The organism is Thermasporomyces composti (assembly GCF_003386795.1).
Taxonomy (GTDB): domain Bacteria; phylum Actinomycetota; class Actinomycetes; order Propionibacteriales; family Actinopolymorphaceae; genus Thermasporomyces; species Thermasporomyces composti.
Genome location: NZ_QTUC01000001.1, coordinates 258,993 through 272,271, shown reverse-complemented (window position 1 = coordinate 272,271; position 13,279 = coordinate 258,993). Strand labels below are relative to the sequence as shown.

The 13,279-nt window shown below is 70.3% G+C and carries 12 protein-coding genes; all 12 read left to right on the top strand.

The window, feature by feature from the left end; genetic code table 11:
- Positions 1-221 precede the first annotated feature (221 nt).
- The 12 genes from DFJ64_RS01190 to DFJ64_RS01135 all read left to right on the top strand — a co-directional run bounded on the left by DFJ64_RS01190 (position 222) and on the right by DFJ64_RS01135 (position 13,218).
- Entirely contained in the window at positions 222-1,220 is a 999-nt protein-coding gene (locus tag DFJ64_RS01190; RefSeq protein ID WP_115848760.1) for a Gfo/Idh/MocA family protein, read from the top strand.
- A gap of 17 nt (positions 1,221-1,237) precedes the next feature.
- Positions 1,238-2,161 (top strand): 5-dehydro-2-deoxygluconokinase, encoded by a 924-nt coding sequence (gene iolC, locus DFJ64_RS01185; protein WP_115851720.1) that lies wholly within the window; start codon positions 1,238-1,240, stop codon positions 2,159-2,161.
- Entirely contained in the window at positions 2,154-3,059 is a 906-nt protein-coding gene (locus DFJ64_RS01180; RefSeq protein WP_245940886.1) for a Cgl0159 family (beta/alpha)8-fold protein, read from the top strand. Before iolC ends, DFJ64_RS01180 begins: the two co-directional genes overlap by 8 nt.
- Positions 3,056-3,931: a 5-deoxy-glucuronate isomerase gene (iolB, locus tag DFJ64_RS01175; protein WP_115848759.1), complete on the top strand. Its 876-nt coding sequence runs from the start codon at positions 3,056-3,058 to the stop codon at positions 3,929-3,931. The genes DFJ64_RS01180 and iolB overlap by 4 nt, the downstream gene beginning before the upstream one ends.
- A complete protein-coding gene (gene iolD / locus DFJ64_RS01170) occupies positions 3,928-5,811 on the top strand; it encodes a 3D-(3,5/4)-trihydroxycyclohexane-1,2-dione acylhydrolase (decyclizing) (RefSeq protein WP_115848758.1) in 1,884 nt (627 codons plus the stop codon). Before iolB ends, iolD begins: the two co-directional genes overlap by 4 nt.
- Positions 5,812-5,826: 15 nt before the next feature.
- A complete protein-coding gene (locus tag DFJ64_RS01165; RefSeq protein WP_115848757.1) occupies positions 5,827-7,332 on the top strand; it encodes a CoA-acylating methylmalonate-semialdehyde dehydrogenase in 1,506 nt (501 codons plus the stop codon).
- A gap of 108 nt (positions 7,333-7,440) precedes the next feature.
- A complete protein-coding gene (locus DFJ64_RS01160; protein ID WP_115848756.1) occupies positions 7,441-8,451 on the top strand; it encodes a sugar ABC transporter substrate-binding protein in 1,011 nt (336 codons plus the stop codon).
- 3 nt (positions 8,452-8,454) lie between these two features.
- The gene (locus tag DFJ64_RS01155) at positions 8,455-9,501 is read left to right on the top strand and encodes an ABC transporter permease (protein WP_115848755.1); all 1,047 of its coding nucleotides are present in this window, start codon (positions 8,455-8,457) and stop codon (positions 9,499-9,501) included.
- Positions 9,498-10,442, top strand: coding sequence for an ATP-binding cassette domain-containing protein (locus DFJ64_RS01150; RefSeq protein ID WP_115848754.1), 945 nt, complete (start codon positions 9,498-9,500; stop codon positions 10,440-10,442). Before DFJ64_RS01155 ends, DFJ64_RS01150 begins: the two co-directional genes overlap by 4 nt.
- A complete protein-coding gene (locus DFJ64_RS01145) occupies positions 10,442-11,350 on the top strand; it encodes a TIM barrel protein (protein WP_115848753.1) in 909 nt (302 codons plus the stop codon). Before DFJ64_RS01150 ends, DFJ64_RS01145 begins: the two co-directional genes overlap by 1 nt.
- On the top strand, positions 11,347-12,369 hold the full coding sequence (locus tag DFJ64_RS01140; protein WP_245940885.1) for a Gfo/Idh/MocA family oxidoreductase: 1,023 nt from the start codon (positions 11,347-11,349) through the stop codon (positions 12,367-12,369). The genes DFJ64_RS01145 and DFJ64_RS01140 overlap by 4 nt, the downstream gene beginning before the upstream one ends.
- A 102-nt stretch (positions 12,370-12,471) precedes the next feature.
- On the top strand, positions 12,472-13,218 hold the full coding sequence (locus DFJ64_RS01135; protein WP_170152460.1) for an endonuclease/exonuclease/phosphatase family protein: 747 nt from the start codon (positions 12,472-12,474) through the stop codon (positions 13,216-13,218).
- Positions 13,219-13,279 lie beyond the last annotated feature (61 nt).

The window sequence follows — 13,279 nt, the reverse complement described above, 5'->3', positions numbered from 1 at the left end:
GGCTCGCGCCGCGCGGTGCCCGACGCCGTGTCGTGTCGCGCGGGGCGCGGGGCCTCGGCTGGCTCAGTGCTGACCTCCATGGAGTGAGGATCGTACTTGAAGATGTCTTAACAAACTATTGACACGTCAGAAAGGGCCGTGAAAACTCTCCGACAAGCCGCCGACGGTGTCCGCGAGCGGTCGCCGGGGAGGGCGGATTCACGGTCGGAGGAGGAAAGCACATGCGTGTCGGGCTCATCGGCGTCGGGCGCATCGGCACGTTGCACGCCGAGACGCTGCGGGACATCCCGGAGGTCGAGGCCCTGGTCCTCGCCGACGCGTCGACGTCTCGAGCTCGCGAGGCCGCCGAGAAGCTGGGGGTGGGGCACGCGTCCGTGGAGGAGCTGTTCGCGATGGCGCTGGACGGCGTCGTCGTGGCAGCGGCCACCTCCGCCCACGCCGAGCTGGTCCTTCGGGCGGCGGAGGCAGGCGTCCCCGTCTTCTGCGAGAAGCCGCTGGCGGCCGACGTGCCGGGGACCCGCGAGGTGCTCGCTCGGGTGAAGGCGGCGGGAATCCCACTCCAGATGGGCTTCCAGCGTCGGTTCGACCCCGGCTACCAGGCCGCCCGCGCGGCGTTGGTGGCGGGTGAGCTCGGCACCCTGCACTCGGTGTGGGCGTGCACCCTCGACCCGGCCCCACCGGCGCCTGAGTACCTGCCGACCTCGGGTGGGATCTTCCGCGACTGCAGCATCCACGACATCGACGCGATCCGGTGGCTGACCGGTCGTGAGGTCGTCGAGGTGCGTGCCACGGGCGCCAACAAGGGCGCCGACTTCTTCGCCGCCGCGGACGACGTCGACACCGGACACGCGTTGTTGACCCTCGACGACGGGACGTTGGTCTCCCTGGCGGCCTCCCGCTACAACGGCGCGGGCTACGACGTCCGCCTGGAGCTGCACGGTTCCCGCCGGACCGTGGTCGTCGGGCTGGACGAGCGCGTCCCGCTGGCGTCGGCCGAGCCCGGCGCGCGGTGGCCAACCCAACGGGCCTACGCCAACTTCGCCGAGCGCTTCCACAGCGCCTACGTCGCGGAGCTGCGCGCGTTCGTCGACGTGATCGCGGGACGAAGCGAGTCGCCGTGCTCGGGCGAGGACGCGCTGGCCGCGCTCTACGTCGCCGAGGCGTGTGAGCGGGCGCGCCGCGAGAACCGAACGGTGCGGATCGATGAGGTGAGTGGGTGAGCTACGACCTGGTGACGATGGGACGGGTGGGCGTCGACATCTACCCCAACGACATCGGCGTCCCGCTGTCCGAGGTCCGTTCGTTCTCCAAGTTCTTGGGCGGCAGCGCGACCAACGTCGCCGTCGCCGCGGCCCGGTACGGCCACCGCTCGGCGGTGATCACCCGCACCGGCGCCGACCCCTTCGCCGACTACATCCACCGGGCGCTGCGCGAGTTCGGCGTCGACGACCGGTACGTCACCCCGGTCGAGGGCCTGCCGACGCCGGTGGTCTTCTGCGAGATCTTCCCTCCCGACAACTTCCCGATCTACTTCTACCGCTACCCCAAGGCGCCGGACTTGGAGATCTACGAGTCCGAGCTGGACATGGACGCCATCGTCTCGGCGGGGATCTTCTGGGTCACCGGTACCGGCCTGTCGGAGGAGCCCAGCCGGTCGAGCACGCTCGCGGCGCTGCGGGCGCGCGAGCACCGTCAGCACACCGTGCTCGACCTCGACTACCGCCCCATGTTCTGGCGGCACGAGGACGCCCGCCCGGTCATCCAGCAGGCGCTCGAGCACGTCACGGTGGCGGTCGGGAACCTCGACGAGTGCGAGGTCGCGGTGGGTACTCGCGACCCCGACAAGGCCGCGCAGGCGCTCCTTGACAGAGGCGTCGAGCTGGCCGTGGTGAAGCAAGGCCCAGCCGGCGTCCTGGCTCGCACCAAGACCGAGAAAGTCGTCGTCCCGCCAGTGCGAGTCGAGGTCGTCAACGGCCTCGGCGCGGGCGACGCGTTCGGTGGGGCGCTCTGTCACGGCCTGCTGGCCGGTTGGGACCTCGAGCGCATCATGCGGTTCGCCAACGCCGCGGGCGCCTACGTCGCGGCTCGACTCGCCTGCGCCGACGCCATGCCCGGTGAGGAGGACGTCGAGCGGCTGCTCGCGGAGGTGGCCGATGAGTGAGCGGCCCCCGGTCGTGGACGTCCGTTCCCTCACCACCCGGCGGTTCCGTGACCCGGGCGAGATCGCCCGCGCGTACGCCGCCCGGCGACGTCGGCGGCCGTTGATCGGTCCGTCCGGGCGCCTGCTGATCATCGCCGCCGACCACCCAGCCCGGGGCGCCCTCCGGGCCGGTGACCGACCGCTGGCCATGGCCGACCGGGCCGACCTGCTCGGCCGACTGCTCGTGGCGCTGCGGCGACCCGGGGTCGACGGTGTCCTCGCCACCCCCGACATCGTCGAAGACCTCCTGCTGCTCGGTGCGCTCGACGACAAGGTCGTCTTCGGGTCGATGAACCGCGGCGGCTTGCCGACCGCGACGTTCGAGATCGACGATCGGTTCACCGCCTACGACGCGGAGAGCATCGCGCGGGCTGGGCTGGACGGCGGCAAGGTCTTGTTGCGCATCGACCTGTCCGACCCTGCGTCGGCCGACACGTTGGAAGGGTGCGGGCAGGCGGTCAGCGAGCTCGCCAGCCGGGGCCTCATCGCCATGGTCGAGCCGTTCATGGCACGCAGGGTCGACGGCGTGCTTCGCAATGACCTGGCCACGGACGCCGTCATCCGCTCCGCCGTGGTCGCCTCCGGGCTCGGTACCACGAGCGCCTACACGTGGCTGAAGCTCCCCGTGGTGGAGGAGATGGAACGCGTCGCCGCCGCGACCACCCTGCCCATTCTCCTGCTCGGCGGCGAGGTGAGCGCCAACCCCACCGAGACGTACGCCGCGTGGGCCAAGGCGCTCGCGCTCCCCACCGTCCGCGGGCTCGTGGTGGGCCGGTCCCTGCTCTACCCGCCTGACGACGACGTGGCCGCGGCCGTCGACACCGCGGTGAGCCTGCTACCTGTGGAGGACGAACAGTGAGCCATCACCTGCGTGCTGGAGAGCTCGCCGAGGGTCCGTGGAGCCTGCTGCTGACGCCAGAGCGGGCCGGCTGGACCTACAGCGGCCTGCGGGTGCTCGACCTTGCGCCCGGCCAGTCACACACCTTCGCGACCGGCGAGGAGGAGATGGTCGTCCTGCCGCTCGCCGGCGAGGGGGTGATCGTGGAGTGCGATGGCGAGCGGTTCGAGCTCGCCGGGCGGCCTCACGTGTTCGCCGGCGTCAGTGACTTCGCCTACGTCCCGCGCGACGCGGAGGTCACCGTCCGCGCACCGCGCGCCGCCCGCGTGGCGTTCCCGTCCGCCCGGTGTGAGCGGCGATTGTCTGCTCGCTACGGTCCGGCCGACAAGGTGCCGGTGGAGCTGCGCGGTGCCGGAGTGTGCAGCCGAGAGGTGCACAACTTCTGCGCCGCCGATGCCTTCGAGGCCGACAAGCTCATCGCGGTGGAGGTGCTCACTCCCGGCGGCAACTGGTCCTCTTATCCGCCGCACAAGCACGACGAGGACCATCCCGGACAGGAGTGCCCCCTGGAAGAGGTCTACTACTTCGAGGTGGCGGACGGCCCGGCCGGCCCAGGCGTTGCCTACCAGCGGGTCTATGGGACCCCGGAGCGACCGATCGACGTGCTCGCCGAGGTCCGGACCGGCGACGTGGTCACGATCCCGCACGGGTGGCACGGGCCGTCGATGGCCGTCCCCGGCTACGACCTCTACTACCTGAACGTGATGGCGGGGCCCGGCCCGGATCGGGCGTGGCTCATCCGTGACGACCCCGCGCATGGCTGGATCCGCCAGACCTGGAACGACCAGCCGGTCGATCCCCGACTGCCGATGACCTCGGGAGGCTCACGATGACGACCCGTCGCCTTACAGTCGGTCAGGCGCTCGTGACGTTCCTGGCGAACCAGTGGACCGAGCGCGACGGTGTGGAGCAGCGTCTCATCCCCGGTTGCTTCGGGATCTTCGGTCACGGCAACGTCGCAGGCCTGGGTCAGGCGCTGCTGGAGTCGGCCCGCCGTGATCCCACGGAGATGCCGTACTACCCGTCGCGCAACGAGCAGGCGATGGTGCACACGGCCGTCGGATTCGCTCGGATGCGCGACCGTTTGCAGACACTCGCGTGCACGACGTCCATCGGGCCGGGCGCGACCAACATGGTGACGGGAGCCGCCCTCGCCACCATCAACCGGCTCCCGGTCCTGCTCCTCCCAGGTGACATCTTCGCCACCCGCGTCGCCAACCCGGTGCTGCAGGAGCTGGAGGACCCGCGGTCGTACGACATCTCTGTCAACGACTGCCTGCGTCCGGTGTCACGGTACTGGGACCGGATCAACCGGCCCGAGCAGCTCATCCCCTCGGCGCTCGCGGCGATGCGGGTGCTCACCGACCCCGCCGAGACCGGGGCGGTCACCATCGCGCTGCCGCAGGACGTCCAGGCCGAGGCCTACGACTGGCCGGAGGAGTTCTTCGCTCGCAGGGTCTGGCACATCCCCCGGCCGGTGCCCGAGCCGGCCGCGCTGGAGCGGGCCGTCGAGCTGCTCCGCTCCGCGCGTCGCCCTCTCATCGTGGCGGGCGGCGGTGTGATCTACTCGGGAGCCACCGAACAGCTCCGCGCGTTCGTCGAGGCCACGGGCATCCCCGTCGCGGAGACGCAAGCCGGCAAGGGCTCCTTGCCGTGGGACCACCCCGCGAGCGTGGGCGCGATCGGCGCGACCGGGACGGCCGCGGCCAACGCGTTGGCGCGCGAAGCCGACGTCGTGCTCGGCATCGGTACCCGCTACAGCGACTTCACCACGGCGTCCCGCTCGCTGTTCGCCAACCCCGACGTGCGGTTCGTCAACCTCAACATCGCCGCCTTCGACGCGGCGAAGCACGCGGGTGTGAGCGTGGTGGCCGACGCCCGGGCCGGCTTGGAGGCCTTGAGCCAGCGACTGGTGGGGTGGCAGGTCGATCCGGCCTACCGCCAGCGGGCGCGCGAGCTGGCCGACAACTGGCAGCGCGTGGTCGACCAGGCGTACGACCCCGCGCCTCGAGAGAACGGTCTGCCCGCCCAGACCCAGGTCCTGGGCGTGGTCAACGAGGCCGCGGGTGACCGAGCGGTCGTCATCAACGCCGCCGGCAGCATGCCGGGCGAGCTGCACAAGCTGTTCCGCGCCCGCGACCCCAAGCAGTACCACGTGGAGTACGGCTACTCCTGCATGGGCTACGAGATCGCCGCCGGCCTGGGCGTGAAGATGGCGGCACCCGATCGCGAGGTCATCGTCCTCGTCGGCGACGGGTCCTACCTCATGCTCGCGCAGGAGATCGTCACCGCCGTCCAGGAGGGCGTGAAGCTGACGATCGTCCTGGTGCAAAACCACGGCTTCGCCTCGATCGGATCGCTGTCGGAGACGGTCGGCACCGAGCGCTTCGGCACCCGCTACCGCTACCGCGACCCCAACACCGGTGGCCTGGACGGGGACATCCTGCCGGTCGACCTCGCTGCCAACGCCGCCAGCCTCGGCGCCGACGTCATCCGGGTGAGCACGATCGACGAGCTGCGCTCGGCGTTGGTCAAGGCGAAGGAAGCCACCCGGACGACTCTCGTCCACATCGAGACCGATCCACTCGCCGGCGCACCGTCGTCAGAAGCCTGGTGGGACGTGCCGGTGGCGGAGGTTTCCAGCTTGGAGTCGACCCGCCGCGCCCGTGAGGAGTACGACGCCCACAAGCCAACCCAACGGCACTACCTGTAAGGGGAGAGGTCCGCCATGCCACGCACGATCGAGCACTGGATCGCCGGAGCGTCGACTCCCGGATCGTCGACGCGCCGCGGTCCGGTGTGGAACCCCGCGACAGGCGAGCAGCAAGCGGAGGTCGTCCTGGGGACCGCCGCGGACGTCGACCTTGCGGTCAAGGCCGCGGCGAAGGCGTTCGAGACATGGTGCGACGTCTCCGTCAGCAAGCGCGCCAAGATCCTCTTCGCCTTCCGGGAGCTGGTCAACAAGCACGTCGACGACCTCGCCCGGTTGGTGACCGCCGAGCACGGCAAGGTCCTCTCCGACGCTCGTGGCGAGGTGCTGCGCGGTTTGGAGGTCGTCGAGTTCGCGTGTGGGATCCCGCAGCTGCTCAAAGGAGAGTTCTCCGAGCAGGTGTCGACCGGTGTCGACAGCTGGGCCTTCCGCCAGCCGCTCGGCGTTGTCGCCGGGATCACGCCGTTCAACTTCCCGGTCATGGTGCCCATGTGGATGCACCCCATCGCGATCGCCTGCGGCAACACGTTCGTGCTGAAGCCGTCGGAGCGTGATCCCTCCCCCTCGCGGCTGGTCGCGGAGCTGTGGCAGCAAGCGGGTCTCCCGGACGGCGTCTTCAACGTGGTCCACGGTGACAAGGAGGCCGTCGACGCGCTGCTCGACCACCCCGAGGTCGCGGCGGTGTCGTTCGTGGGCTCCACGCCGATCGCGTCCTACGTGCACGAGCGGGCGGCGAAGGCGGGCAAGCGCGTGCAGGCCCTCGGAGGCGCGAAGAACCACGCGGTCGTGCTTCCGGACGCCGACCTCGACTACGCCGCCGACCACATCACGGCCGCGGCCTACGGCTCGACCGGCCAACGGTGCATGGCGATCTCCGCGGTCGTGGCCGTGGGGCGGAGCGCGGACCCGCTCGTCGAGAAGCTCGCGGAGCGCGCTCGCGCCGTGAAAGTCGGGCCGGGAGACGACGCCGGTGCCGAGATGGGGCCGCTCGTGACCCAGCAGGCACGGGACCGCGTGGTGTCGTACGTCGACGCCGCGGAGCGCGATGGCGCGACGGTCGTGGTCGACGGCCGCGGTCTGCGGGTGCCTGGTCACGAGGGGGGCTTCTTCGCCGGCCCGTGCCTGGTCGACCACGTCACACCCGCCATGAAGGTCTACCAGGACGAGATCTTCGGCCCCGTCCTCGTCGTCGTCCGGGTCAAGAACCTCGACGAGGCGATCGAGCTCGTCAACGCCAACCCCTTCGGCAACGGCACCGCGCTGTTCACCAACGACGGCGGGGCCGCGCGGGAGTTCCAGCGCCGCGTGAGTGTCGGAATGATCGGCATCAACGTGCCGATTCCGGTACCCATGGCCTTCTACAGCTTCGGTGGATGGAAAGCCTCTCTGTTCGGCGACCGGCACATCCATGGCCCGGAGGGAGTGAGCTTCTACACCAGGGCCAAGGTGGTGACCGCGCGGTGGCCCCACGTCGAAGTCGGAGGTGAGGGCTCCGCCAGCTTCCACTTCCCAAGCTCTGGTTGAGGTCGGGCGGTCCGCCACGGGGGTGTCGCGCGACCACCCCACACCACCCATCTGTCAGCCCAGACCTATCCAGCATCGCGCGCAGACCTCCGAAAGGGGGAGCAGTCAATGAAGATCCTCAAGGGAGTGGGCGTGCTCGCCGTAACGGCGCTGCTCACGCTCGCCGGATGTTCCAACGCCGCGCCGGACCAGGCGTCGGGCACGGACACCACGAACGAGAACACCAACCGGGCCGCCGACCAGAACGGCGACGCCTCCAGCGACATCACGATCGCTGTGGTCACCCACGGCAAGCCGGGTGACGCCTTCTGGGACATCGTCAAGACCGGCGCCGACCAAGCCGGGAAGGACCTCGGCGTGAAGGTGACCTACAGCGGTGACGGCGACCCCGCTCAGCAGAGCCAGCTCATCGACAACGCGGTCGCCCAGGGCGTCGACGGTCTCGTCGTGTCGATGGCGAACCCGGACGGCGTCCGTGACAGCGTGGAGAAGGCGGTGTCCGCCGGTATCCCGGTCATCACGATCAACTCCGGTCTCGAGCGGTCCAAGGAGTTCGGCGCCATCACGCACGTTGGCCAGAGTGAGAGCCTGGCCGGTGAGGCGGCGGGGGAGAGGCTCGCCGAGGCCGGGTTGACGAAGGTGCTCTGCGTCGTGCACGAGGCCGGCAACGTGGGCTTGGAGGCCCGTTGCGACGGTGTGCGCAAGACCTTTGGCGGCACGGTCGAGAACCTGCAGGTCGACGTGAGCAACGCCGCCGACGCGCAGAACACGATCAAGAGCAAGCTGATGGCCGACCAGAGCGTCGACGGTGTGATCACGCTGAACCCCGTCGTGGCCAAGGCCGCCATCCAGGCCAAGCAGGAGGCCGGGCGGGACGTGACGCTGGCCACGTTCGACGTCTCCGCCGACATCTGCGACGCGATTCTCGCCGGAGACCTGCTCTTCGCGGTCGACCAGCAGCCGTACCTGCAGGGCTACTTGCCGGTGCAGTTCATCGCGCTGAAGATCCGCAACGGCAACGACGTCGGTGGTGGCCAGCCCGTCTACTCCGGACCGGGCTTCGTCACCAAGGAGAACGCCGAGCAGGTCAAGCAGTTCGCCGCACGCGGGACTCGGTGAGTCATGGCCACGCAGGCAGTGCAGACCACGACTGACGACACGCTCACCACGGTCGGTCTGGTGACGCGGGTGCTCCGCCGCCCCGAGGTCGGGGCGGCGGTCGCCGCGGTCCTCGTCTACGCGTTCTTCGCGACCACGACGGCATCGTTCAGCACCGCTGGCGGTGTCGCCACCTGGCTGGACTCCGCGGCTCTGTTCGGCATCATGTCCGTCGCGGTCGCGCTGCTGATGATCGGCGGGGAGTTCGATCTCTCCGCTGGGACCGTCGTCGGCTCGACCGGCCTGCTCGTGGGCATCCTGACGACCCACTACGGCGTCAACATCTGGTTGGCGGTCGTGCTGGCCTTGGTGTTCGCGCTCGCCGTCGGGCTGGGCAACGGTCTGATGGTGATGCGAACCGGGCTGCCGAGCTTCATCGTCACCCTCGGGACGTTCTTCATCCTGCAAGGGCTGAACCTCGCGCTCACCAAGGCGATCATCGGCCAGGTGTCGGTCCAAGGACTGGACAAGGTGCCGGGATTCTTCGACGTCAAGTGGCTCTTCGGCTCGACGTTCGCGCTCTTCGGCGCCCAGTTCCAGATCTCGATCGTCTGGTGGATCGCGCTCACGGCCCTGGCCACCTGGGTGCTGCTGCGGACTCGCGCCGGCAACTGGATCTTCGCGGTCGGCGGCGCGGCGACCAGCGCGCGCCACGTCGGCGTGCCGGTCATGCGCACCAAGGTGGGGCTGTTCATGGTGACGGCGGGTGCCGGGTGGCTGGCCGGGATGCTGCAGCTGTTCCGCACCTCGACCGTGCAGGCCTCCACCGGTGTGGGGCAGGAGTTCATCTACATCATCTGCGCGGTGGTGGGTGGCTGCCTGCTCACCGGCGGCTACGGCTCCGCGATCGGCGCCGCGCTCGGCGCGCTCATCTACGGCATGACCTACCAAGGCATCGTCTTCGCCCAGTGGGACAACAACTGGCTCAAGGCGTTCCTCGGGGTCATGCTCCTCGGCGCGGTGCTGGTCAACACCTATGTCCGACGACGCGCGGAGGTGAGCCGACGATGACCGCGACGACGTCCACGGGCGGAGCGAAGGCCGGCGCGCGGACGCCGCTGTCGCGTCCGAAGCCCGGTACGCCGATCCTGGAGGTCGACCGGATCGGCAAGTCCTACGGCAGCATCGAGGCGCTGAAGGAAGTGACGGCCACGATCAGGGCCGGTGAGGTGACCTGCGTCCTCGGTGACAACGGCGCCGGCAAGTCCACGCTCATCAAGATCCTCTCCGGTGCGCACCCGCACACCCACGGAGAGCTGCGCGTCGACGGCAAGCCCACCCGGTTCGCCAGCCCGCGACAAGCGTTGGACGCCGGCATCGCGACGGTCTACCAGGACCTCGCGGTGGTTCCGCTCATGCCCGTGTGGCGGAACTTCTTCCTCGGCGCTGAGGTCACCAAGGGCTTCGGGCCGTTTCGGCGGCTCGACGTCGGCTTCATGCGCCGAACCACCAAGGCCGAGCTGGCCCGGATGGGCATCAACCTGCGTGACGTCGACCAGCCGATCGGCACCCTGTCGGGTGGTGAGCGGCAATCCGTCGCGATCGCCCGGGCGATCTACTTCGGCGCTCGCGTCCTCATCCTGGACGAGCCGACGGCCGCGCTCGGTGTCAAGCAGTCCGGAACGGTGCTCAAGTACATCGCGGCCGCCCGGGACGAAGGGCTCGCCGTCGTCTTCATCACGCACAACCCGCACCACGCCTACCTCGTCGGCGACCGTTTCGTCCTGCTCAAGCGCGGCACGATGGTCGCCAACCGGAGCCGGCAGGAGATGTCTCTGGCGGAGCTGACGCGGGAGATGGCCGGCGGCGCCGAGCTCGAGGCGCTCAGCCACGAGCTCGCCCAGCGCGGGATCGTGGACGAAGACGTGGCGGCGGAGACGCTCGAGGCGTCGGGCGCCGGGTCCGCGGCGGCTCAGCCGACCACAACGTCACAGCGAGGAGACGAGACGTGATGGACCTTGGTCCCCTGACCGGTCGGATCGCCGGCGCGCCGATCTCGTGGGGAGTCTGTGAGGCGCCGGGGTGGGGCTACGAGCTGCCACCGTCGGTCGTGCTGTCGGAGATGGCTCAGCTCGGGCTCACCGCCACCGAGCTCGGGCCGACCGGCTACCTCGGCCCCGACGCCACGGCGGTACGCGCCACGCTGGAGAAGCACGGCCTTCGCCTGGTCGGCGGCTTCCTGCCGGTCACGCTCCACGTCACGCCGGACATGGACCTCTCCGAACCGGAGGCGGCGATCCGGACGCTCGCCGAGGCCGGAGCCGACGTCGTGGTGCTGGCCGCCGACGCCGGGCCGGCTGGCTACGACCAGAAGGTGCGGCTCGACGACCACGAGTGGAGTGTGCTGGCGGCGAACCTGCGCCGGCTGGCCGCCCTGGCCGCCGACCTCGGGCTGCGCTCGACGCTCCATCCGCACGTCGGCACCGCGATCGAGACCCGGGAGGCGGTGCTGCGGCTGCTCGACGCCAGCGACATCCCCGTCTGCCTCGACACCGGCCACCTGGCCATCGGGGGTACCGAGCCGCTGGAGCTGGTCAACTCCGCGCCGGAACGCATCGGCCACGTCCACCTCAAGGACGTCCGCCGTGACGTCGCACGCCAGGTCGCCGACGGGTCGGTGACCTTCCTCGAGGGGGTGCGCTCGGGGCTGTTCGCTCCCTTGGGGCAGGGCGATCTTGACATCGCCGGCATCGTCGCGGGTTTGGAGAAGGCGGGCTTCGCCGGCTGGTACGTCCTCGAGCAGGACACGACGCTGACGGGGCCGCCGGCCTCCGGCGAGGGCCCGATCGTGGACGTGCGCGCGAGCGTCGACTACCTGCGGCGAACCGTCGTTCCGACCCTCGTCCAGGAGAGCGGGTGAGGTCCGGCATGGACGTGCGCATCGGTGTGATCGGCACCGGCGTCATGGGAGCGGACCACGTGCGAACGCTGGCGACGTCGGTCCGGCGCGCTGAGGTGGTCGCGGTCAGTGACCTCGACCAGGAGCGAGCCCGGGCGGCGGTGGCCGGGCTCGGCGACATCCGGATCGTGGAGAAGCCCACCGACCTGGTGGCCGCGGAGGACGTCGACGCGGTCGTGGTCGCGTCGCACGACGACACGCACGAGGAGCTCGTGCTGGCCTGCCTCGACGCGGGCAAGCCCGTCCTGTGCGAGAAGCCCTTGACACCGACGTCTGACGGATCCCTGCGGATCGTGTCCGCGGAGCGCGACCTGGGGCGGCGACTGGTCAGTGTCGGCTTCATGCGTCGCTACGACCCTGGCTACGTCGCCGTCAAGGACGCCCTGCGCCAAGGCACGGTGGATGCCCCGCTCATGCTTCACTGCGTCCACCGCAACGCCGAGGCGCGTCCGAACCTGCCGAGCTCGGCGCTCATCGCCGGGTCGGCCATCCACGAGATCGACGTCGCGCGGTGGCTGTTCGAGGAGGAGATCACCCGCGTCACCGTGCACCGGCCTCGGCGGTCGGGACGGGTCGTGGGCGAGACCAGCGATCCGCTCCTGCTCGTGATGGAGACCACGAGTGGAGTCCTGGTCGACGTCGAGGTGTTCGTCAACGCGCAGTACGGCTACGACGTTCGCGCCGAGCTGGTAGGCGAGACCGGCACGCTCAGCGTGGACGACCCCGCTGCTGTCGTGCTCCGGACGACGCGATCCCGGTCCACCGCCGTCGTGCAGGACTGGCGGGATCGCTTCGCCGACGCCTACCGACTTGAGCTGCAGGACTGGGTCGCCGGTGTCGCGGTGGGGCAGCAACGTGGCGCGACGGCTTGGGACGGGTACGCCGCGACGGCTGTCGCGGAGGCCGGCATCCGGGCGCTGGAGACGGGGTCGCCCAGCACGGTCCACCTCGAGCCTCGGCCGAGCCTCTACCACGACTGACCGAGCCGCTCGACGGAGCCGGTTCCAGTCGTGGTGTGTGGGTGGGCTTAGGCCGCGGGTCGCCCGGACGTGGCGTGGCGAGCCGAGGATTACGGTGGTGCCGTGCCCAAGGTCCGCCTGCTGAGCTACAACGTACGCGGCCTTCGCGATGACCCCGACGCCGTGGCCACGATCGTTCGTCGCTGCCAGCCGGACGTGCTCGTCGTCCAGGAGGGGCCGCGTCGGTCTCGGTGGCGTCCACGCTGTGCGGCGTTGGCGCGCGCGTGCGGCCTTTTCTACGTCGCCGGTGGTCGAACCGCCGGCGGGAACGTCCTCTTCACCACCGCCCGGGTGAGGGTGCACGAGGTGCTGGAACGGCGGATCACCGTGCCGCTGGGCGCTCCGATGCGCGGGATCGTCGCGGCCACGTTGAGCGTCGAGGGCACCCGATTTCGGGTCGTCGGCCTCCATCTCAGCCTGGCGGCGAGGGAGCGGCCCCGCGAGGTGACGCAGGTCCTCGCCGCGGCTCAGGTGGAGTCCGGGCTGCCGCTCCTCGTCGCCGGCGACCTCAACGAGGGTCCGACGGGCCCGAGCTGGGCGGCGCTCGCCAGGGCGGGGCTGCGCGACGTCTGTGCCGACGACTCGGCCCGGCCGACATACCCGGCGCACGCGCCTCGCGCGCGGATCGACGGGGTGTTCGTGTCGAACCCTGACGTGGAGGTGCTCCAAGCCGGCGTCCCCCTCGATCCGGACCTGCGGTCGCTGCTGCCTCGCGCGAGTGACCACCTGCCCGTCCTGGCGGAGCTGGTGGTGCCCGGTCGTGACCTCGGAGGGTGGCGACCCCGCGCCGCGGGCCGTGACCGGTATTGACCGTCGCGACGGTGGTTCCGGAACGCGCTCGGTCAGCTACCGTCGCGAAGGAGAGCGCTGG

What these genes read in the sequence shown, in the direction of transcription:
- DFJ64_RS01190 (WP_115848760.1), top strand. Translation starts at nt 222, where the DNA reads ATGCGTGTCGGGCTCATCGGCGTCGGGCGCATCGGCACGTTGCACGCC.
- iolD (WP_115848758.1), top strand. Translation starts at nt 3,928, where the DNA reads ATGACGACCCGTCGCCTTACAGTCGGTCAGGCGCTCGTGACGTTCCTG.
- DFJ64_RS01155 (WP_115848755.1), top strand. Translation starts at nt 8,455, where the DNA reads ATGGCCACGCAGGCAGTGCAGACCACGACTGACGACACGCTCACCACG.
- DFJ64_RS01145 (WP_115848753.1), top strand. Translation starts at nt 10,442, where the DNA reads ATGGACCTTGGTCCCCTGACCGGTCGGATCGCCGGCGCGCCGATCTCG.
- DFJ64_RS01165 (WP_115848757.1), top strand. Translation starts at nt 5,827, where the DNA reads ATGCCACGCACGATCGAGCACTGGATCGCCGGAGCGTCGACTCCCGGA.
- DFJ64_RS01180 (WP_245940886.1), top strand. Translation starts at nt 2,154, where the DNA reads ATGAGTGAGCGGCCCCCGGTCGTGGACGTCCGTTCCCTCACCACCCGG.
- iolC (WP_115851720.1), top strand. Translation starts at nt 1,238, where the DNA reads ATGGGACGGGTGGGCGTCGACATCTACCCCAACGACATCGGCGTCCCG.
- DFJ64_RS01160 (WP_115848756.1), top strand. Translation starts at nt 7,441, where the DNA reads ATGAAGATCCTCAAGGGAGTGGGCGTGCTCGCCGTAACGGCGCTGCTC.
- DFJ64_RS01150 (WP_115848754.1), top strand. Translation starts at nt 9,498, where the DNA reads ATGACCGCGACGACGTCCACGGGCGGAGCGAAGGCCGGCGCGCGGACG.